General features: G+C 61.3%; 23 protein-coding genes. 12 read left to right on the forward strand and 11 right to left on the reverse strand.

Going from position 1 to position 20771, the window contains the following annotated elements; translation table 11 throughout:
* The first annotated feature begins 6 nt into the window (after positions 1-6).
* Positions 7-426: an inner membrane protein YiaA gene (gene yiaA, locus V6Z91_RS07505; protein ID WP_338768661.1), complete on the forward strand. Its 420-nt coding sequence runs from the start codon at positions 7-9 to the stop codon at positions 424-426.
* Between the two features lie 111 nt (positions 427-537).
* Here yiaA and V6Z91_RS07510 read toward each other — a convergent pair whose 3' ends face one another.
* From V6Z91_RS07510 to V6Z91_RS07555, 10 genes are all read right to left on the reverse strand, one after another.
* The gene (locus tag V6Z91_RS07510; protein WP_338768662.1) at positions 538-1131 is read right to left on the reverse strand and encodes a hypothetical protein; all 594 of its coding nucleotides are present in this window, start codon (positions 1129-1131) and stop codon (positions 538-540) included.
* A complete protein-coding gene (locus V6Z91_RS07515; protein WP_338768665.1) occupies positions 1097-1720 on the reverse strand; it encodes a hypothetical protein in 624 nt (207 codons plus the stop codon). Before V6Z91_RS07515 ends, V6Z91_RS07510 begins: the two co-directional genes overlap by 35 nt.
* Before the next feature lie 133 nt (positions 1721-1853).
* Entirely contained in the window at positions 1854-2180 is a 327-nt protein-coding gene (locus V6Z91_RS07520; RefSeq protein ID WP_338768668.1) for a hypothetical protein, read from the reverse strand.
* A gap of 102 nt (positions 2181-2282) precedes the next feature.
* A complete protein-coding gene (cdiI, locus tag V6Z91_RS07525; RefSeq protein ID WP_338768671.1) occupies positions 2283-2630 on the reverse strand; it encodes a ribonuclease toxin immunity protein CdiI in 348 nt (115 codons plus the stop codon).
* Between the two features lie 40 nt (positions 2631-2670).
* The gene (locus V6Z91_RS07530; RefSeq protein ID WP_338768673.1) at positions 2671-3153 is read right to left on the reverse strand and encodes a hypothetical protein; all 483 of its coding nucleotides are present in this window, start codon (positions 3151-3153) and stop codon (positions 2671-2673) included.
* Positions 3154-3228: 75 nt separating this feature from the next.
* The gene (locus tag V6Z91_RS07535) at positions 3229-3552 is read right to left on the reverse strand and encodes a hypothetical protein (protein ID WP_338768676.1); all 324 of its coding nucleotides are present in this window, start codon (positions 3550-3552) and stop codon (positions 3229-3231) included.
* A 99-nt stretch (positions 3553-3651) separates the two neighbouring features.
* Entirely contained in the window at positions 3652-3939 is a 288-nt protein-coding gene (locus V6Z91_RS07540) for a hypothetical protein (protein ID WP_338768678.1), read from the reverse strand.
* 1624 nt (positions 3940-5563) lie between these two features.
* Positions 5564-5980 (reverse strand): hypothetical protein, encoded by a 417-nt coding sequence (locus V6Z91_RS07545; RefSeq protein ID WP_338768680.1) that lies wholly within the window; start codon positions 5978-5980, stop codon positions 5564-5566.
* A 42-nt stretch (positions 5981-6022) separates the two neighbouring features.
* On the reverse strand, positions 6023-6364 hold the full coding sequence (locus tag V6Z91_RS07550) for a hypothetical protein (protein WP_338768683.1): 342 nt from the start codon (positions 6362-6364) through the stop codon (positions 6023-6025).
* Complete coding sequence (locus V6Z91_RS07555; RefSeq protein ID WP_338768686.1) at positions 6361-7668, reverse strand: DUF6861 domain-containing protein; 1308 nt, start codon at positions 7666-7668, stop codon at positions 6361-6363. Before V6Z91_RS07555 ends, V6Z91_RS07550 begins: the two co-directional genes overlap by 4 nt.
* A 325-nt stretch (positions 7669-7993) precedes the next feature.
* Here V6Z91_RS07555 and V6Z91_RS07560 point away from each other — a divergent pair, with 325 nt between their 5' ends.
* The 11 genes from V6Z91_RS07560 to V6Z91_RS07610 all read left to right on the forward strand — a co-directional run bounded on the left by V6Z91_RS07560 (position 7994) and on the right by V6Z91_RS07610 (position 19763).
* A complete protein-coding gene (locus V6Z91_RS07560; RefSeq protein WP_338768689.1) occupies positions 7994-9643 on the forward strand; it encodes a methyl-accepting chemotaxis protein in 1650 nt (549 codons plus the stop codon).
* An 11-nt stretch (positions 9644-9654) separates the two neighbouring features.
* Positions 9655-11082, forward strand: a complete 1428-nt coding sequence (gene hemN / locus V6Z91_RS07565; RefSeq protein WP_338768691.1) for an oxygen-independent coproporphyrinogen III oxidase — start codon at positions 9655-9657, stop codon at positions 11080-11082.
* Positions 11083-11091: 9 nt separating this feature from the next.
* Positions 11092-11853 (forward strand): sulfite exporter TauE/SafE family protein, encoded by a 762-nt coding sequence (locus V6Z91_RS07570; RefSeq protein ID WP_338768693.1) that lies wholly within the window; start codon positions 11092-11094, stop codon positions 11851-11853.
* The gene (locus V6Z91_RS07575) at positions 11850-14276 is read left to right on the forward strand and encodes a heavy metal translocating P-type ATPase (protein ID WP_338768696.1); all 2427 of its coding nucleotides are present in this window, start codon (positions 11850-11852) and stop codon (positions 14274-14276) included. The genes V6Z91_RS07570 and V6Z91_RS07575 overlap by 4 nt, the downstream gene beginning before the upstream one ends.
* Before the next feature lie 3 nt (positions 14277-14279).
* Positions 14280-14420 (forward strand): cbb3-type cytochrome oxidase assembly protein CcoS, encoded by a 141-nt coding sequence (ccoS, locus tag V6Z91_RS07580; protein WP_338771763.1) that lies wholly within the window; start codon positions 14280-14282, stop codon positions 14418-14420.
* Between the two features lie 284 nt (positions 14421-14704).
* Complete coding sequence (ccoN, locus tag V6Z91_RS07585) at positions 14705-16120, forward strand: cytochrome-c oxidase, cbb3-type subunit I (protein WP_338768699.1); 1416 nt, start codon at positions 14705-14707, stop codon at positions 16118-16120.
* 7 nt (positions 16121-16127) lie between these two features.
* The gene (ccoO, locus tag V6Z91_RS07590) at positions 16128-16742 is read left to right on the forward strand and encodes a cytochrome-c oxidase, cbb3-type subunit II (protein ID WP_338768701.1); all 615 of its coding nucleotides are present in this window, start codon (positions 16128-16130) and stop codon (positions 16740-16742) included.
* A gap of 4 nt (positions 16743-16746) precedes the next feature.
* Positions 16747-16923: a cbb3-type cytochrome c oxidase subunit 3 gene (locus V6Z91_RS07595; RefSeq protein WP_338768703.1), complete on the forward strand. Its 177-nt coding sequence runs from the start codon at positions 16747-16749 to the stop codon at positions 16921-16923.
* Positions 16916-17845, forward strand: coding sequence for a cytochrome-c oxidase, cbb3-type subunit III (gene ccoP / locus V6Z91_RS07600; RefSeq protein ID WP_338768705.1), 930 nt, complete (start codon positions 16916-16918; stop codon positions 17843-17845). Before V6Z91_RS07595 ends, ccoP begins: the two co-directional genes overlap by 8 nt.
* An 18-nt stretch (positions 17846-17863) precedes the next feature.
* Positions 17864-19249 carry a cytochrome c oxidase accessory protein CcoG gene (gene ccoG / locus V6Z91_RS07605; RefSeq protein WP_338768707.1) on the forward strand — a complete coding sequence of 462 codons (1386 nt, stop codon included), beginning with the start codon at positions 17864-17866 and terminating at the stop codon, positions 19247-19249.
* Between the two features lie 10 nt (positions 19250-19259).
* Complete coding sequence (locus tag V6Z91_RS07610; protein ID WP_338768709.1) at positions 19260-19763, forward strand: FixH family protein; 504 nt, start codon at positions 19260-19262, stop codon at positions 19761-19763.
* Between the two features lie 120 nt (positions 19764-19883).
* Here V6Z91_RS07610 and fnr read toward each other — a convergent pair whose 3' ends face one another.
* Positions 19884-20642 carry a fumarate/nitrate reduction transcriptional regulator Fnr gene (gene fnr, locus V6Z91_RS07615; protein WP_338771765.1) on the reverse strand — a complete coding sequence of 253 codons (759 nt, stop codon included), beginning with the start codon at positions 20640-20642 and terminating at the stop codon, positions 19884-19886.
* Positions 20643-20771 lie beyond the last annotated feature (129 nt).

A 20771-nucleotide genomic window follows, 5' to 3' on the forward strand; every position in this document is an offset into this window, starting at 1 on the left:
GCATTCATGGCAACTGGTCAACGTCCTACTTCCGCCTTCGTGGGCGCATCCTGGCTGGCGCTGCTGGTCGGCGTCGTCACCTATCTCATCGGCTTGTGGAATGCAACGATGCAGCTGAACGAGAAAGGGTATTACTTCACCTTGCTGCTGTACGGGCTATTTTCAGCCGTATCGCTGCAGAAATCCGTGCGTGATCGGATGGAAGGTATCCGCGTGACGTCGTTGTATTTCAACCTGTGCTGGGTTTCCGTGCTGGCTGCCCTCGCGCTGCTGGGCGTGGGCTTGTGGAATGCCAACCTGGCGCTGAGCGAGAAGGGGTTTTATGCGATGGCGTATGCGTTGAGCCTGTTCGCGGCCGTGGCGGTACAGAAGAATGTGCGCGACAGCGCCGGGCCGGTGGAGGTCGTGCAGGAGAAGTTGGAATAATGCCGACGGCGCTGTCCTCCGGGAAGTACCGATCTCTTCGTTGATTGAGGCTGCCGAGAAAAGCGCTCCGTTGCATTGCGAATCGCCGCCATACTTCGGTATGGCGGCGATTTACGTTTTGCCGACCGGTTTTTTCGTGGCCTCATCCACCTTGGCCGGCTCGGTGTTTGCCTGTCTCAGCAAGGTTGTTCCGCTCTCGCCCGCCAGCGCTTTCCATTCCTTCAGTTCCCATCCGGGAAGCACAAGGGGAAGCGATATACGTATTATGTGCCTGCACTTGAAGAAAAGGTTCAGCGCAATCGACTGTAGCGCCTCCTGCATCGCCGCACCCTCGTTCGATTGGGTGCGGTGATCTATTGCGTATTCGACGAGGTAAGCCGTTTTGGCGAGCAGCGCGAGGGCAAAATAAGGTCCCAGCGGTTGTCCGCCACTCGCTCCAAACCGCACGACATCAGCCAAGCGAAAGGAACCAATCAATCGATGGGGTCCTTCAGTCAGTACAGGCAGGCGATACGCGCTGCTGATCACTTCGCCACGATGAGCCAGGAACTCAATTTGGCCCGACACCATCTTTTCGGTGAACTTGCTCCACAATTCCGGGCGTTTTTCTGGATCTGTCGGAAAAAGCATGGTTACGCTCTTGTCGTCAGGCGTGAAATAACACCGCCGATCAAATGATGGTGTACGTACCTTGATCTGGCTCATCAACCGCCGCACGGCTCGCTTCAGCGGAGCGACCGCGCTCGTTGAGCTCATCCAGCAAATCCCGGCCATCGACTACCCAGAACTTGTCCGCCGCCGGAAACACCTCCTCGGGATAGGTATTGGCGAAGTCGACAAACTCGCCGACCCACTCGTCTGGAACGTATCGCTCCAGCTGCGGTCCCTGGTGATAGAAAGGGGCCAAACGGCTGCTATCGAAATCGACAAAAGCAATCGGGAACAGGAAACTAACATCCCACCACGACTGCGCATTTTCGAACCGCTCCAGCAGCGCCTTCCTTAGAAATTCGAGGCTCAGCCGATGCACTTCCGGTGCATGGAAGAACTCGCCCGCTGTGTCCCGATCCGGCACCACGATGCCGGCCCGCTGGGCCGCTGCTACATCGACGCCCGGCACCTGATAGCCTGCCTCGACGAATTCGTTACGCCACTTTGTCCAGTCAAGGATCAGGTTCTCGGTCTCCAGCAACAGCCAATGAACCATTCCCTGATAGCGGGCAACGGCAACCACATATTGCGGGTCCAGCAATCCAGGCGAAGCCGGTCCCAGGATCTTTTCGAGATCTGTCATCCCTTGATCTTACCCCTCCCCGCCATTCCGTCGCGACACAGCGACCCCGCGATAGTTTTGTCATCACTTCGAGCAGGAGACGCGTTCGAACCCGCCGCCCGGTTGCGATCTGGATGCCCTGATGGGCTAGTGATCAGAACGCACCGCGGCTGTCGATCCATTTGATCAGTTCGACCGTCAAGTACCTGTACACTGAAGTGGACGGTGTATCCGAAGGAACGAAGAAAATCTGCGACACCGCGTAAGCCTTCCCTAACTGCGCATTGATGTCGACCAGCCCTTGCTTGACCTGAGCCAGGACAGCATCCCGATCGATCCGGTTGTATTCCCCAACTTTTATCGGAAGCTGTACGACATCGATTTCGCGGCCATCATCGGCGAGGCGAAGGCCCAGGAAGTTATGTGCTGGCCCCGTTACCCGTGCTACTTTATAGACATCGTTGTCCAGGATAAATATCATGTTCGCACCGCAGCGCTGCAAGATAACGGCATACCAATTGTCTGGTGGACTTCCTGGAAGATTAGATCAGCCCGTCTGGCCCGCAGCTGAGCAACTGCGGCATTAATGATCGGCGGGCAGCTCCGCTCTGATCTTCCTGCACAACTTGCTCACCCGATCCCGGTCTGCAGGGTGTCTGGCCAGATAAATAGAGCATGCTTGCTCAAGAATCGAAAGAAAATCCGCGCCCGAGATTACCAGTTCCTCATCGAGAATATAGAACTTCACGCCCTCGAAGGACTCATCGCCCGGTTCTATTTCACTTGGGAATTCGCACACTGCGTCATTGAATCCTGCACCTATCGAATTCGAAAACGCCTCGAGTGTCGATATGAAAGTCCAGTCAGACATCGCATTGAAGAACGCTTGCGCAGGAAATAAGGAGCGATCGAGGACGATTGGAAGATCCATTTTCAATGCAAATTCGGCAAATGATCACAACTCCCGTTAGTCACCCATATTTATAAGTCACTTCGAACAGCGCTATCTGTTCCGCTATTGAATCAAGTTCATCTTGCGGCCGGGCACCTACGGCCTTTCTCAATAATGACACGGCTTTCAGAATTTTATCTCGACCTTCAAAAACACTGGAATCTTCCATGACGGATTCCAGCATCGTTCCCAGGACGTAGACGCTCTCCGTGCTGGCATGCATTTCGATATATTCTATTGCCACTTCCAGGGCGGCACTGTACAGGACGTCAAAAGCGTGCGCACGATAGTATATGTCGCCAATCCGCGCCGTCAGGACTTCCAATGCTACTTTTCCGGCAAGCGGACGGTTCTTTCTCTCCAATAGCAACAATGCTTCAGCTGCCTCCTCGAAATCTTCGGGAGACAAGCAAATTGCAGCAAGTGCGTCTGCGTCGATCTCTTGTTCGATGAACATGAACAGTTCCGGTTTTACAGCAACAGGCAAAGTTGCAAACAGCATTGGAAATTGTCCTGGCGGCGCCGGCATACTTCGACATGCGACGATGTCATTTGCCAGGATCAAAGAAGCGATTCCCTAGGATTTCTCCGCGCGCGGATCAGCGCGGAGCGCCATCATCAACTCATCCCAGCAATGCCTGCGGCACGACAGTGGCTGCTCCCTGAGGTCGGTTTCGCGGGCAATCGACGCTGCGCGGACGAACACGTTGAATCCATGGCCGTTTTGCTCTCCCAGCGAAATGAAGGAAAAACCTCCGTTATCCACCGGACTATGAATTTCCTCCATTATGGCAGCTTCGCTACCACAAAAGTCGGCCCTGATTTTTTCTATGATGTAGTCGAAATTTATTGTACTCAGCGACACACCATTCTTCTTCGCTATCAGAATCGCGCCCGCCATCTTCCTGTCCCTATATGATGAGTTTTGACTGGAAGGATGTTGCTCCCGTGTAGCCACACCACAATTACCCGAGCTTCACGAGCTTGACACCTAACTGTTTCAATCTGGCGATAACCGCATCAGCGAATTCAGGGTCTTAATCGGCAAGTCGAACTCCCGTCCATCATGATCCTTATAGCGCAGCACTTCAGAGAATGGAGTCTGCTCGATGTAATAGCTATCCAAGCCTACGCCGTGTCCATGGATGAAGTCCTCAACGTCCTTTGCCAGTTCACGATTGTTCATATGAATCAAAGCGTTGAAGTACTGCGCGATTCTTTGCGTGCGGAAACAAGGATATCCGGGACAACGGGAAAACCAATACCGGACAGCTGTTTCATCAGCCATTTCGCCGTGGGCACGGATTGGCCCTAAACGCCCTGCCGCCTTGCTGGGTTAATCTATAGCCAAGATCCACCTACCACTCTGCGCTTCCTCGACCGTAAGTTGAACTTTCTCGAACGTTTCAAAAGCGTGGACCGACTTATGACGCGTTTGGTTCAGTATTTTTCTTTCACAACTGAAGCTAATTGACTGCCGTAAATCGCCATCCTTTTCAATCCTGCCGATGCGCCCACCAATGGTGGATAAACCAAGCGCTTCTCCCTCACATGCGAGTACGGTGGCATTTTCAGGCAGCTTGAACAAATTTTTTATTTTGAATTTTACTGGCATTTCTTGCAAAAGGATGCTTTGTTCAGCGCCATCTGAGCATCGGGAAAATCGGACTAATCACTTGTGATAAACGAAAGCGCCCCGGCCCCTGCGCCGGCTACTTAGCCTTTTAGCGCAGCCAAGTTCTCCCGATATATCTCATGACCAATTTCTCGTGCTTGATGCAAAGGAAGATCAAAAACGCCGGCTATCAACATCATGCATTCAGATTCTCTGTATCCATCCAGAGCTTTTTTGTAGACGTCTCGTGGTGTCGCACCGCCATCTTTCATGGCAACGTAAGGTTAGCATCCCGTAAATTCTCACTTTTCATTTACAAAGTCTTCGACTTACGCAACACTCCAGCATATTATCGAAGCCAAACATAGTTTCACGATGCTCGGCCGGCTGAGTTCGCGAGCCAAGCGTGCCATTAAGATTTCTTTGAGTGTGCAACATGCCTAGGCATCCAATGGCAGCGCACAGCTTCTTGATTTCGCAATTCTCCGGGCCGAGACAGTCCTGCTAATGGCTTCGATGGCGGCCGTGCTGCCTGCCCTGACTACTCCCTGCTATTTATTGGAAACCGTAGTTTCCATACCCAGCTGCCGCAATGTGGGAGCAAAGTCACGCATCTCAGATTCCGTAAAACGGCCAAGTTCGATATCCGATTTTCTAAAGCTTTGTGCAATAGCGCTGAAACCGGCACATTTCTTAACGCAGGAAAAATGATGCTTGAATTTACGAAACTTGTTGCACTGATGGCTTGATAACCCAGCGCCCGTAAAACCGAAACACCGGTTCAAGATTTTCCGGTAATCGTGGCTGGTTAGATGGATCGAACACATGGAAAGTTTCCTTCTGTCCACAAGATTCGCAACGCCATGTCTCTCGCGGACCGGTTTTATCCATAACAAGCCAGCGCTCAGAACCACAATTTGTACATTCTGCCATTCTCAGCCAGTTGAACTCAAGGAATTCTTCCCAAAGAGCGCTCGATTATTCGCCCCTTAGCCTACTGCAAGTATTGCAATGCCATGTCAAATCTTCATGCCTCGGCAAGCCCAGATCTACCCGCCTTGAACTATCCCGCCCTGCGTATTGACCAGGCTTACCACACTTCATCACTACCCTAGGGAAGCACTGATTTATTCAGGGCGGCGATCTTAGCCCTGAAAAACGCGCACAACTGCGCCGCAAATGCCGCCCATATCTTGGTATGACGCGGCATTTGCGTCTTTTTGGACACGTTTTTCAGGACTAATCTCATCCACCAGCAATAAATCAGCGCTTCCCTAGTCCCGCTCAGCTCTCCAGATCAGGCTTCGATTTGATGGCCAACGATCGTAAAGTCTAACCTGAGTTGAAACTTGTCAGGCACGTCAAGATTGATTGCTTGATAGCTGTGCTCAACCTCTAATCGCCACACGGCACCGTTACCCGAGCGAACACGCACAGACACTGGGAATGCTGCGCGGAATTGAGTTACTACGCCAGTTTTTGCTTGTTGATCCGTCTTCACTTTCGTATCAAAGGTCGGCTTTTCTTTACAGTTCACCGACAGGAGCTGAGAATTCGCGTCCTGCGCGTACAGCTCGGTTTCGATATCGTTGACCACAAACTGGCGGAAGTCTTTGCCTTTTCTGAGCCATGCAAGCATGTGCACGCTGTCATCCGCAGCCTCGAACCCCAATACTTCAATCCGTTCCGGCACGTGCTGGGAGTCAACGAACATTCTGTTGTCCTCTAAATTTTCCATCAAATCACTGTTCGTTTTTTAAATTACCCGAGGTACGCCCGGGACCCTATCGCCATGACATTCTCCTCGAAGAATGAGGTCAAAAGTCAACTCAAGCTGCTCCGCCAGCTTGACCAGCGCGGCCGAGTGCTCTTTCATGTACGGCGCCTCCGCCCGCAGTATCTTTGCTGCGGTGTGCAATTCGTTCAGCAACGACTTCGATATTAATTTCCGGTCTTTAAGAAGACGAGCCAACAGCTTCGCCTTATTATCGACCTCCTGAAATGCCTGAGAATCGACGGTTTTCGTCGTCTGGACCGACAGGAGAAGGTTACCGATCTTCTCCTGAAAATTCTCTTGAACCAACTCTAAATCATTCATTTTGTTTCCGGGATCCTAATAATTGCGTTCTGTGGAATTTCCTGGTAGATGGTTACTTCTTGTGCCCAAATTGACCGATGGTAAGGAAGACCTGCAACTCCATTCACCCTTGGAGCAGTCTGCCACACCTCAGTGTGGAATGATTCAACCTTGCTGAGATCGATCCCGACAATGCCATTTCCACCCTCATACTCTTTGGCAACATCAAGCAATCGCGTAGTGGAAATCCAAGGGCTATTGGACGCAGCGCCACCTGCGCCCGGGCCCGCGTTCGCAACATGTTCAGCCGCTGTCCACGTGCCATCTGGTGCTTTTGCCGCAATTCCCGTACCAGCTTCAATCGAAGCTTTGTCTGCAGGCGTAAGCGCACGGTACACTATATTTGACTCCGAGCTATTTGTCCCAACAGCACCCGTTGCAATACCGCTCTTCACCGCAGTCTCAGTGCGCCCACCACTCGGCAACGAATCCCCCGCTGCCATGACAACCGAATTATTCGGCCTGCTCTGCAACTGCGGCTGAGCGATCAACCTCCGCTCATTTTCAACTACCCAGTCTGCAAACTTCGGCCCCAGCCTCCGGCTCTCCCGGATCTGCTGCATCAGTAACGCCTTGTTACCCCGCCCACGCGTGAGATAAGCCACCAGTGCGGTGAGGATCGCCGTCACCAGGATGACATGTCCCTGTGCCATATGCCATGCGCCGATGGAAGCATTGCCGGAAGGCTGAGCCGAACTGTTCCAGGTATCGCGCCGATGGTCCGGCGCCGGGCCCCACGCTTCCCGGAAGCCGCGCTCGTAATGCTGCATCGCGGCCGGGAACATATTGCCGAGCCCCTCGGCGAGCTCTTTCAGCCCCAGCAGCGCCAGCACCCACATGCCGATCTGGGAACCCGCCGCGGTACCGACCACCGCCCCAGGCACGGCGCCCACGCCCAAAGCGAGGCTGCCGATGGCACCGCCCACTACTGCCCCGGCCACCACCGAGCCGCCATAGTACAGCGCGATTTCCTTGCACGCGGCGATCAAGATATCCCAGACCGCGGAGAGACCGACGCCTGACAGCTGTTGCATTACCAGCCGCTTTGCCATGGGCCCGGATTGGTCGAGTGCCTCGCGCACCCGGTCGACCCGGGCGCCCGCAGCGGCCAGCTGGCTGCCGTAACCGGCGAATGCCTGGGCGCCGGGACGGCCCATGGTGTCGTAGATGCGGCCCACGGCGGCGCCGGCGCCCGTACTCAGCCATCGTTCGGCCCGCTCCAACTCCCGCCAGAAGTGCACTTGCTCTTTACTGTTCTGTAACAAGCCAAGCTCCTCGATCGACACGCCTGGCCGACGATGAAAGCGTTCTGCGTTCCATCAATGTCGAGCCATGATATTTATCAGAAAAACAATAATATCACGCTCAACAGCCCAGAACGACTGGCGGCATGCACGCAGTGCAATGCAGCTGTCCACAGAAAGCATCCGGAAGTAGGCCCTGTTTCCGCACAACGTCGGAAGCCACACCTATCCCGGTTTTTTGACTTGGATCAAGGTTTTTGAGGGTTGCTCTACCTAAACTGGGAACCGTGGTGCATTGCCACATAGAAATAACTACAACGAATCCCAGGCCCAGGAGTAACCCCAGATGCGCAAGAACTTGCCCGTCACGAACCGCGAAGTAGAGCTCGACGACGAGCATGCGATCGTCTCTAAAACCGACCTCGACGGCAACATAGTCTATGTCAACCCATATTTCATCGAAGTCAGCGGTTTCACGGAAGAAGAACTGATCGGCGCGCCGCAGAATATCGTGCGGCACCCGGACATGCCGGCCGAGGCCTTCGCGGACCTGTGGGCGTCGATCCGCGCCGGCATGCCGTGGACGGGCATCGTCAAGAACCGCTGCAAGAACGGCGACCATTACTGGGTGAAGGCGAATATCACGCCGGTGCGCGAGCAAGGCCGCACGATCGGCTATATGTCGGTGCGCACCCGGCCGTCGCGCGAGCAGGTCGCCGAAGCGGCCGCTGCCTATGCCGCGCTGCGCGATGGCAGCCGCGAACTGTCGATCCGCCACGGACAGGTGATCCGCCGCGGCCTGCCGCACCTGCTGGCGCGCCTGTCGCACGTGTCGCTCGGCATGCGCATCTGGCTCTCGACCAGCGTGGTCAACGTACTGCTGCTCGGGGTTTGCCTGGCGAGCCTGTTCGCCGACGAAAACAGTGCCATCGCCCGCAACGGCATCTTCGCCGCCACCTTCGTCGGCCTGCTGATCAATGTGTTCCTGTGGTACACGCTGCGCGCCGGCATGCTGCAACCGCTGGCCCGTGCGCTGGACGGCGCCCGCGCCATCGCGGCCGGAGATTTGTCCGGCTCGTTCGACACGCACAGCACCGACGAAGTGGGCCAGCTGCTGCGCGCCCTGCAGCAAATGAACAGCAACCTGATCGCCACGATCGGCGACGTGCGCGTCAACGTCGAAACGATGGCCGTCGCCACGCGCCAGATCGCCGCCGGCAACCAGGACCTGTCGGGCCGCACGGAAGCGCAGGCCGCCAGCCTGGAGGAAACGGCATCGTCCGTCGACGAATTCTCGTCCACCGTGAAAGCCAATGCCGACAATTCGCACCAGGCCAGCGAGCTGGCCGTGGCGGCGTCGCAGGTGGCCGAGGAGGGCGGCCAGATCGTCGCCGAGGTGATCGCCACGATGGACGAGATCAACGCATCGTCGAAACGCATCGTCGACATCATCGGCCTTATCGAAGGTATCGCCTTCCAGACCAACATCCTGGCCCTGAATGCCGCCGTCGAAGCAGCCCGCGCGGGCGAACAGGGTCGCGGATTCGCCGTGGTGGCAAGCGAAGTGCGCAACCTGGCGCAGCGCTCGTCCGCCGCCGCGAAGGACATCAAGGGCCTGATCGACGCCTCCGTGGGCAAGGTCGGCACCGGCATGGAACGTGCGCACCGCGCCGGCGCCACGATGGAGCACGTGGTGTCCTCGGTGCGGCAGGTGACGACGATCATGCAGGAAATCTCGACCGCCTCGCACGAGCAGAGCCTCGGCGTGGACCAGGTCAACAAGGCGATCGCCCACATGGACGAAGTGACGCAACAGAACGCCGCCCTCGTCGAGGAAGCGGCGGCGGCCGCCAGCAGCCTCGCCGACGAGGCGCGCGGCCTGACGAACGCCGTGAGCCTGTTCAAGATCGGCAAACGCAATCAACCCCGCAAGGAGCGGCCTGGCCGCGCTCCCTCGCATGACGGGAAACACCCCGTGCAACGACTGGCCGCCTGACTGGAACCATCATGAACACCATGCCGTCCGTCCAATTCGATGCGGACATCATCAACAAGCTGTCGATGTCCGGACCGCGCTATACCTCGTACCCGACCGCCGACCGCTTCACGGCCGGTTTCGGCTACGGCAACTTCCTCGAGGCCGTGGCGGGCCTCACCTACCGCGGCGGGCGCCGCCCGCTGTCGCTGTACATCCACGTGCCGTTCTGCGACCGGCTGTGCTACTACTGCGCCTGTAACAAGATCATCACGAAGGACCGCTCCAAGGCGGCTACGTACCTGGGCTACCTGAAGCAGGAAACGGCCATGCAGGGCAAGCTGTTCGCCGGCATGAACCGCGTGGAGCAACTGCACTTCGGCGGCGGCACGCCCACCTACTTCTCGGACCGGCAGATGGACGAGCTGATGGCCCACCTGCGCCGCCACTTCGAGTTCGCGCCGGACCAGGAAGGCGAGTACTCGATCGAGATCGATCCGCGCACCGTGGACGCGCGGCGCATCCATACGCTGCGCGCGCAGGGCTTCAACCGCGTGAGCCTGGGCGTGCAGGATTTCGATCCGGATGTGCAGAAAGCCGTGAACCGCATCCAGCCGTATGAGGAAACCATGGCGGTGGTGAACGCCGCCCGCGACGCGCGCTTCCGCTCGATCAGCGTGGACCTCATCTACGGCCTGCCCAAGCAGACGATGCAGACGATGGAGCAAACGCTCTCGAAGATCATCGTGGCGAACCCGGATCGCATCGCGCTGTACAACTACGCGCACATGCCGCACCTGTTCAAGCCGCAGCGGCGCATCCTGGAAGCAGACCTGCCGGCACCGGCGGTGAAGCTGGACATGCTCGCGCTGTGCATCAGCCGCCTGACGGCCGCCGGCTATGTGTACATCGGCATGGACCATTTCGCCAAGCCGGAAGACGACCTGGCCGTGGCCCAGCGCCAGGGCCGCCTGCACCGCAACTTCCAGGGCTACTCCACGCATGCGGAAATGGACCTGGTGGCCTGCGGCGTCTCCGCCATCTCGGCCGTCAACGGCACCTACAGCCAGAACGAGAAAACGCTGGACGAGTACTACGCGAGGCTCGATGGCGGCAAGCTGCCGATCGCGCGCGGCTACCGGCTCGACAACGACGACCTGCTGCGCCGCCTCGTGATCCAGCGGCTGATGTGCAATTTCGAATTGTCCGTGGCCTCGGTCGGGCAGGGCATGGCCGTGCCGTTCCGCGACTACTTCGCCAGCGAGCTGAAGGAGCTGCAAGCCTTCGTGGCGGACGGACTCGTGACCTTCGAGGACGACTGGATCTCCGTCACGCCGAAAGGGCGCCTGTTGATCCGCAACATCTGCATGGTGTTCGACCGCCACCTGCGGCAGGCGCGCCAGCAGGCCGCCGCCGCGCCGGTGGCCGCCCAACCGCTGCGCTACTCGCGCACCATCTGAAGGACGGACATGATGGGGCTCAACCTCCTGCCCGTGCTCGCCGTCGGCCTGGCCGGCAGCGTGCATTGCGTTGGCATGTGCGGCGGGATCGTCGGTGCCCTGAGTGCCACCGCGCCGCGGCGGACGATCCCCATCGTCCCCGCCGCGCCGGCCTTGCCGATGGCCGCCGCGTTCGACGGCACGGCGCGCGTGCTCACCTATAACGCCGGCCGCATCGCCAGCTACATGATGGCTGGCGCGCTGGCCGGCGGCTTCGTGAACGGCGCCGGTGCATTGGCGCTGGCGGCGCACTGGCAAGGGGTCGCCTACCTGCTGGCCAATGCCATGCTGGTGGCGCTCGGCCTGTACCTGATGAATGCCTGGCACGGCCTGCTGCGCGTGGAGGCCGCCGGCAACCGGTTGTGGCGCCGGCTGCTGCCGGCCATGAAATACCTGCTGCCCGCCGATACCTTGCCGAAGGCCTTCGCGCTGGGCGTGCTGTGGGGCTGGGTGCCGTGCGGCATGGTGTACAGCGTGCTGCTGACGGCGCTGCTGTCCGGCTCCGCGGCGCGCGGCGCAGCCGTGATGTTCGCGTTCGGCCTCGGCACGCTGCCGATGCTGCTGGGGCTTGGCATGGCCGGGGCGCGGCTGCGCCAGGCCATGCAGCACCCCGCCGTGCGCACGGCCTGCGGAGCAATGGTGCTGGGCTTCGGCGTGCTCGGCCTCGCGCGTCATGCCTCCGGCTTGTCCCATGGCTGGCTCGACGTCCTGTGCCTGGCGGTACCCGCATGAACGCCGTGCTGAAACCGCAATGTTTCCATTGCGGCTTGCCCGTGCCGGCCGCCTCGGATTGGCACGTGACGATTGGCGGCGAGCGGCGCGACATGTGCTGCCCCGGCTGCGCCGCCGTCGCGCAGACCATCGTCGACATCGGCCAGGAGAGCTACTACAGCGAACGCACCGGTTTTGCGGCCACCGCGGAGGAAGCGGACCTCGTGCCGCCCGAGCTGCGCCTGTACGACGCCGATCCCCGATACATCGCGGGTGGCGATGGCGCCGAGAAGGAAGCCGTGCTGCTCGTCGAGGGCATCCGCTGTGCGGCCTGCGTGTGGCTGATCGAGCGGCGCCTGCTCGCGCTGCCCGGTGTTTCCGTCGCCAGCCTGAACGTGTCCACCGAAAGGCTGACGGTGCGCTGGCATCCGGACAGCGTGCAGATCTCGGCCATCCTGCAAGCGCTGCGCTCGATCGGCTACAGCGCGTGGCCGTACGACACGGCGCGCCACGAGGAACACCTGCGCAAGGCCGGCCGCACGCTGGGGCGGCAACTGTTCGTGGCCGGCCTGTCGATGATGCAGGTGATGATGTACGTGGCGCCAGCCTACCTGGCCGACGACGGCACGCTGGATGCCGACATGGCCGCGCTGATGCGCTGGGCCAGCCTGCTGCTGACGATTCCCGCCGTCCTCTATTCGGCGCAGCCATTCTTCAAGGGCGCGTGGGCCGGCCTGCGCGCCCGCGCGCTGGGCATGGACGTGCCGGTGGCGCTGGGCATCGCCGCCGCGTTCGGCGGCAGCGTGGTGGCCACGGTGCGCGGCAGCGGCGACGTGTACTTCGATTCCGTCACCATGTTCGTGTTCCTGCTGCTGGCCAGCCGCTGGCTGGAACTGCATGCGCGGCGCAAGGCAGCAGGTGCCCTGGAGCGGATGCGCCATGCGCTCCCCGCATCGGCAACGCGCTTCGCCGGCTGGCCCGCATGCGGTGCCACGAACGTGGTCAGCGCCGCCGCGCTGGTGCCGGGCGACCATGTGTTCGTCCGCACCGGCGAAGCCTTCGCGGCCGATGGCGTGATCGCCGAAGGCAGGACTTCCGTCGACCTGTCGCTGCTGACGGGTGAATCGGCGCCGCAAGCGCGCGGCCCGGGCGAGCACGTTCCCGGCGGCGCCATCAATGCCGGCCCCGCCGTGGTGCTGCTGGTGATGCAGCCGGCCGAGCACAGCACCCTGTCCGGCCTCCTGAAACTGGTGGAGGCCGCCGGCGGCGCGAAGCCGCGCATCGCTCAGTGGGCCGACCGCGTGGCTTCGCGCTTCACGGCGGCGCTGTTGCTGTTCGCTCTACTGGCGTTCGTAGCGTGGCAATTCATCGATCCAGCCCGGGCCTGGCCCGTGGCGATCGCGGTGCTGGTCGTCTCGTGCCCGTGCGCGCTGTCGCTTGCCACGCCATCGGCGCTGGCCGCCGCCACGGATGCATTGCTGGGCAAGGGCATGCTCGTCATGCAGCCGCACGTGCTGGAAACACTGCATCGCGCCACCCACGTGGTGTTCGACAAGACCGGCACGCTGACCACCGGCCGCCCCGCCGTGCAATCGGAGCATGTGTATGGCGATGCGGACCGCAACGCCTGCATCGCCATCGCGGCCGCGCTCGAGGAAGGCAGCCTGCATCCGATCGGGCGGGCGATCGCGGCGCTGAACGAGGAACTGGCACAGATGCACGGCTGGCATGCGGCCGGCCTGGCGGAAACGCCCGGCAAGGGGCTGGAAGGCACGGTGCAGGGGAAGCGTTATCGGCTCGGCAATGGCACTTTCGTCGCCGAACTGGCTGGCAGTGCGGTGCCGCCGGCGCTACCCGACCGCACCGCCGTCTACCTCGGCACCGAAGGCCGCTGGCTCGCCTGCTTCACGATCACCGATCCCTTGCGTGCCGATGCGAAGGCCACCATCGACCACTTCCGCGCGCAGGGCAAGCAGGTGGTTCTGCTGTCCGGCGACCGGCAGGTGCTGGCCGACGCGGTGGCCGCGCAGCTGGGCATCGCCAGGGCGCTGGGCGACTGCCTGCCGGCGCACAAGCTCGATTACGTGCAAGCCTTGCAACGCAAGGGCGCCGTGGTGGCGATGGTGGGCGACGGCATCAACGACGCCGCCGTGCTGGCCGCCGCCGACGTGTCGTTCGCGATGGGCACCGGTGCCGCGCTCGCGCAGGTGCATGCGGACACCGTGCTGCTGCACGGCCAGCTAGGCCTGGTGGCCGACACCGCCGCCACCGCGAGCGCCACGATGCGCGTCATTCGCCAGAACCTCGCCTGGGCCAGCATTTACAACACGCTGGCCATTCCCGCCGCCGCCCTCGGGCTGCTGGGGCCTTGGCTGTCCGGCGTCGGCATGGCCGCCAGTTCCGCGCTGGTGATCCTCAATGCGCTGCGGCTGCGCTGGAGATAGATGATGGAATCGCTGTACCTGCTCGTCCCCCTGTCCATCGCGCTGGTGTTCGGCGCGATCTGGATCTTCTTCAAGGCCTCGGACGATGGCCAGTTCGACGACCTCGAAGGCCCCGCCCTGCGCATCCTGCAAGACGACGACTGACCGCTGCTTCCACAGTCGCGCTGGTCTCTTTACAACACGGGGACTGTCCCCGATTTTTTACAACACGCGCGCTGCACTCTGCACCGATACGGCCGCGCTGGTTGCTTCGCAACGGATGGGGACTGTCCCCGAATTTTTGCAACGTTTGTGGGTCGACAAAAGGGGGGTGCGGACGCTGCAACGCCTGTCGATGCATCCGGCCAATTTTGACTTACATCAAGGATTTTAAGCACCCCCCTCCGTAACCTTGAGTCATATCAAAGCAAAGACTCCGGGGGTGTCAATTGGAACAGAACTACAACTACAAGGTCGTGAAGCAGTTCGCGATCGCGACGGTGGTGTGGGGCGTGATCGGCATGCTGGTCGGCGTGATCATCGCCGCGCAGCTGGCCTGGCCCGCACTGAATTTCGACGTGCCGTGGCTCTCTTACGGCCGCCTGCGGCCGCTGCACACGAACGGCGTGATCTTCGCGTTCGGCATCTCGGGCCTGTTCGCCACGTCGTACTACGTGGTGCAGCGCACCTGCCAGGTCCGGCTGTTCTCGGACAAGCTGGCCGCCTTTACCTTCTGGGGCTGGCAGGCGGTGATCGTGTCGGCCGTGATCACGCTGCCGATGGGCCTCACGCGCGGCAAGGAATACGCCGAGCTGGAATGGCCCATCACGATCCTGATCGCCGTCGTATGGATCGCCTACGCTATCGTCTTCTTCGGCACGATCGTCAAGCGCAAGGTCAAGCACATTTACGTGGCCAACTGGTTCTTCGGCGGCTACATCCTGGCCGTCACCTTGCTGCACGTGGTGAACGGCATGAGCATGCCGGCCACGCTGACGAAATCGTATTCGATGTACACCGGCGTGCAGGACGCGATGATCCAGTGGTGGTACGGCCATAACGCCGTGGGCTTCATCCTCACGGCCGGCTACCTGGGCATGGTGTACTACTTCATCCCGAAACAGGCCGAGCGCCCGGTGTACTCGTACCGCCTGTCGATCGTGCACTTCTGGGCGCTGATCTTCACCTATATGTGGGCCGGCCCGCACCACCTGCACTACACGGCGCTGCCCGACTGGACGCAGTCGCTGGGCATGGTGTTCTCGCTGATCCTGCTGGCACCGTCGTGGGGCGGCATGATCAACGGGATCATGACCCTCTCCGGCGCCTGGCACAAGCTGCGTACGGACCCGATCCTGAAGTTCATGATCGTCTCGCTGTCGTTCTACGGCATGGCCACCTTCGAGGGCCCGATGATGTCGATCAAGACCATCAACTCCTTGTCTCACTATACGGACTGGGGCATCGCCCACGTGCATGGCGGCGCCCTGGGCTGGGTGGGCTTCATCACGATGGGCTCGATCTACTACCTGCTGCCGCGCCTCGCCGGCCAGACGAAGATGTACAGCACCCGCCTGGTGGACCTGCACTTCTGGGTCGCCACCATCGGCGTGGTGCTCTACATCGCCGCCATGTGGATCGCCGGCGTGATGCAGGGCCTGATGTGGCGCGCGGTGAACCCGGACGGCACGCTCACCTACACCTTCGTGGAAAGCGTGAAGGCCACCTACCCGTACTACGTGGTGCGCTTCGCCGGCGGCACGCTGTACCTCGGCGGCATGGTGATCATGGCCTACAACACCTGGATGACGCTGCGCGGCCGAGAAGTGCCCGTCGCCACCATCCCGCAACTGAAAGCAGCGTGAGGAAAAAATGAAATTTTCACATGAATGGATCGAGAAAAATCCCTGGCTGCTGATCGCCCTGGTCACGCTCGTGGTATCGGTGGGCGGCGCCGTGGAAATCGTGCCCCTGTTCTTCCAGAAGTCGACGACCGAACCGGTGGCCGGCCTGGAACGCTACTCCCCGCTGCGCCTGGCGGGCCGCGACGTCTATGTACGTGAAGGCTGCTATGCCTGCCACTCGCAGATGGTGCGCCCGTTCCGCGCCGAGACCGAGCGCTATGGCCACTATTCGGTGGCCGGCGAATTCGTGTTCGACCGCCCGTTCCAGTGGGGCTCGAAGCGCACGGGCCCGGACCTGGCCCGCGTGGGCGCCCGCTACAGCGACGAATGGCACCGCACGCACCTGCGCAACCCGCGCGACGTGGTGCCCGAATCGAACATGCCCGGCTACCCGTGGCTGGCGCAGACCAGGCTGGTACCGCAGGACATCGTGCCGAAGCTGCGCGCGCTGCAGCGCCTGGGCGACGGCTACACGGACGAGGAAATCAAGGCCGCCCCGGCCACCCTCGTGGACAAGACCGAGGAGGACGCGCTGATCGCGTACCTGCAGGGCCTGGGCACGCTGATCAAATCAAGGAACTGACGTCATGAATATCGAACATATTTTCGACAGCGCCAGCAGCGTGATGACGGTGGTCTCGTTCATCACCTTCGCCGGCATCTGGGCATGGGCCTGGTCGGCCCGCAAGCAACAGGATTTCGCGCAGGCGGCGCAATTGCCGTTCATGGACGAAACGCGCGAAGAGGAGAAGCAAGATGTCTGATTTCACCAGCGATTTCTGGAACCTCTACATCGTCGTGCTGACGGTGCTGGGCATCGCCGGCTGCGGCGTGCTGCTGTACACGCAATCGGTGCACAGGGTTTCCGCCGCCGAGGTGGCCGCGGGCAAAGTGGTTGAAACTACAGGCCACGTCTGGGACGACGATCTCACCGAGTTGAACACACCGATGCCGCGCTGGTGGATGTGGCTGTTCTACCTCACGATCGTGTTCGGCGCTGCCTACCTGTTCCTCTACCCCGGCCTGGGCAGCTATGCCGGCAAGCTGGGCTGGCAATCAGCCGGGCAGTACAAGGCCGAACTGGCCAAGGCCGACAGCGAGTACGGCCCGCTGTTCGACAAGTACCGCCAGCAGGACCTGAAGGCGGTCGCCGCCGATTCGCAGGCCAGGGCGATGGGCGAGCGCCTGTTCCTCACCTATTGCGCGCAATGCCACGGCTCCGATGCCCGCGGCAACAAGGGCTTTCCGAACCTGACGGACAAGGACTGGCTGCACGGCGGCGCGCCGGACGTGATCAAGCAGACCATCATGAACGGCCGCCACGGCGTGATGCCGGCGATGGGTGCTGCCGTCGGTTCGGACAAGGACATCGAGAACGTGTCCCACTATGTGCTGAGCCTTTCCGGCAGCACGGCCGCCGATCCGATCAAGAGCGTGTTCGGCAAGGGCAAGTTCACCGCCTGCCTGGCCTGCCACGGCGCCGGCGGCACCGGCAACCAGGCGCTTGGCGCACCCAACCTGTCGGACAAGGTCTGGCTGTACGGCGGCAGCGCCGAGACGATCATGGAAACCATCCGCAACGGCCGCGACAACACGATGCCCGCGTTCGGCGACTTCCTTGGCGAAGGCAAGGTGCACGTGCTGGCTGCGTACGTGTGGGGCCTGTCCAACGAAACAAAGCATTGAAGCGATAAAGAGCCGATCATGAACGCCCCCGTGCCGGAGCAAGTCATCCGGATGTATGAAAAGCGCCAGCCGATCCACCCGCGCGAGACGGATGGCCGCTACGCGCGCCTGCGCTGGCTGTGCCTGTGGCTCACGCAGCTCGTCTACTACGGCCTGCCATGGCTCACGTGGAACGACCGCCAGGCCGTACTGTTCGACCTGGGCGCGCGCAAGTTCTACCTGTTCGGCCTGGTGCTGTGGCCGCAGGACTTCATCTACCTTGCCGCGCTGCTGATCATTTGCGCGTGGGGGCTGTTCCTGGTGACGGCGATGGCCGGCCGCGTGTGGTGCGGCTTCGCCTGCCCGCAGACCGTGTACACCTCGATCTTCCTCTGGATCGAGCGAAGGATCGAAGGTTCGCGCTCGGCGCGCATTGCGCTCGACCGGCAACGCCCGTCGGCACGCAAGCTCGGCAAGCGCACCGCCAAGCACCTGGCCTGGGGCGCCGTCGCGCTGTGGACCGGCTTCACCTTCGTCGGCTACTTCACACCCGTGCGCGAGCTGGGCACGGGCATCGCCACGCTGTCGCTGGGGCCCTGGCAAACGTTCTGGGTGCTGTTCTACGGCTTCGCCACCTACGGCAACGCCGGCTGGCTGCGCGAGCAGGTGTGCAAGTACATGTGCCCCTATGCCCGCTTCCAGAGCTCCATGTTCGACCGCGACACGCTGATCATTACCTATGACGCGAAACGGGGCGAGCCGCGCGGCAAGAAGGCAAAGGATGGCGCCTGCATCGATTGCACGATGTGCGTGCAGGTGTGCCCGACGGGCATCGATATCCGCAACGGCCTGCAATACGAATGCATCGGCTGCGCCGCCTGCGTGGATGCCTGCAACGGCGTGATGGACAAGATCGGCCAGCCGCGCGGCCTGATCCGCTACAGCACCGACCGCGCCATGGCCTGCGGGCTGTCGCCGGCGCAGGCGCAGGTGCAAGTGAGGCAGCGGGCCTTGCGGCCGCGCGTGCTGGCCTATTGCGCCGCCCTGGCAATCGTTTGCGTCGCGGTCGGCTTCGCATTGGCCACCCGCACGCCGTTGAAGATGGACGTGATTCGCGACCGCGGTTCGATGGGCCGCGAAGTGGACGGCGGCGCCATCGAGAACGTGTACCGGCTGCAGATCATGAACACTTCCGAGCAGCCGCACCGCTACCGCATCGCTGCCGCCGGCATGCCCGGACTGGCGCTGGCGACGAGCGACATGGTCGACCTGGCCGGCACCGAGACGCGCGCCGTGCCGGTGCGCGTGCAGGCTCCCCATGGCGCCGGCAAGACCGGTTCCAATGACATCACATTTACTCTGACGGCGCTGGACGATCCGGCGCTCGCGGTGGAAGAGCGCGCGGTATTCATCGTGCCGCGTTGAGGAGAAGAACATGCAAACGATGACGTTGAGCGCCACCCCGTGGTACCGCGAACGGTGGCCCTGGCTGCTGATGGCCGGCCCGGCCACGGTGCTGGTCGCCGGCTGCTACACCGGCTGGCTGGCTTTCGCCCAGCAGGATGCGCTGGTCGTCGGCGATTATTACAAGAAGGGCAAGGCGATCAACCAGGACCTGCGGCGCGATCGCGCCGCCGCCGCCCTGGAAGCGCGGGTCACACTGCGCTACGACGCCGCCCACGGTGTGCTGAAGGGCCGCCTGTCGGCGATGGAGCCGGTGCGCGGCGCCTTGCAGGTGCACCTGGCGCATGCCACCCAGCCGGCGAAGGACCTGCGCCTGCTGGTGCGGCCGGATGCCGCCGGCAACTTCGCCGTGCCGTTGCCGGCGCTCGAGCGCAGCCGGTGGACCGTGCTGGTGGAGGATGAGAAGCGGAGCTGGCGGCTGGAGGGGCAGTGGCTGTGGCCCGTGGAAGGCGAGCTGTCGATCGCGTCGAAGTGATCCGGCTGCGCTGGTGCCGCCGCTGGGGTCGGACACCGGTTGCCTCCACCGAAAACCGGAGTCTGACACTATTTTCCTGCGAAAAATAGTGTCAGACACCAAGGCATGCGCGGGCACTCATCAGGCGCAGGTTTCGGTCCCCGCCGTAATCGCCTTCAACCGCGGCAGGTCGAGCACCTCGATTTCCCGGTTCGACACTTTCAGCAAACCCTGCTTCTTGAACTTGTTGAGCAGCCGGCTGATGCTTTCGATCGTCAGCCCCAGGTAGTTGCCGATATCCTCGCGCGACATGCGCAACTGGAACGCGGTACTCGAATAGCCGCGCGCCTCGTAGCGCGAGGCCAGGTTGACGAGGAAGGCGGCGAAGCGCTGCGTGGCCTGCATATTGCCGAGCAAGAGCATCACGCTTTGCTCACGCGTGATTTCCTGGCTCATCATGCGGTGGAAGTGGCGCAGCAGGGTGGGCATGTCGACCAGCAAGTGTTCCAAGCTGACAAATGGAATCTCGCACACCTCGCTGTCTTCCAGCGCCATCGCGCTGCAATAATGCTTGTCGGTGCTGATCGCGTCCATGCCCAGCAGTTCGCCGCCCATCTGGAAGCCCGTTACCTGTTCCTCGCCGTTGGCATTGATCTGGTACGTCTTGAAATGGCCGAGCCGGATCGCGTACAGGCTCGTGAACGGGTCGCCGATGCGGAACAGGTTCTCGCCCTTTTGCACCTTGCGGCGGCGGCCGATGATCTTGTCCAGCTTGTCCATATCGCCCATGTCCAGGCCCATCGGCAGGCACAGCTGGTGCATGCTGCACGTCGAGCAGCGCGCCTTCAGGTTCTCGATGGTCACGCCGGGCAGTGTCAAGGAAGGGAGCTCGTGCATCATCGTCATGGTCCGGTTATGGTTGACCGCCAGTGTACCGGCTATGCGCGGGATCGACAAAAACTTGCATGTAGCGTGCCCTTCCGCACAGTTTGCAATTCATCGGGCGGCGCATAGTATCCCCATAAAAGC

Source organism: Massilia sp. METH4, from assembly GCF_037094685.1.
Classification (GTDB): domain Bacteria; phylum Pseudomonadota; class Gammaproteobacteria; order Burkholderiales; family Burkholderiaceae_D; genus Rugamonas.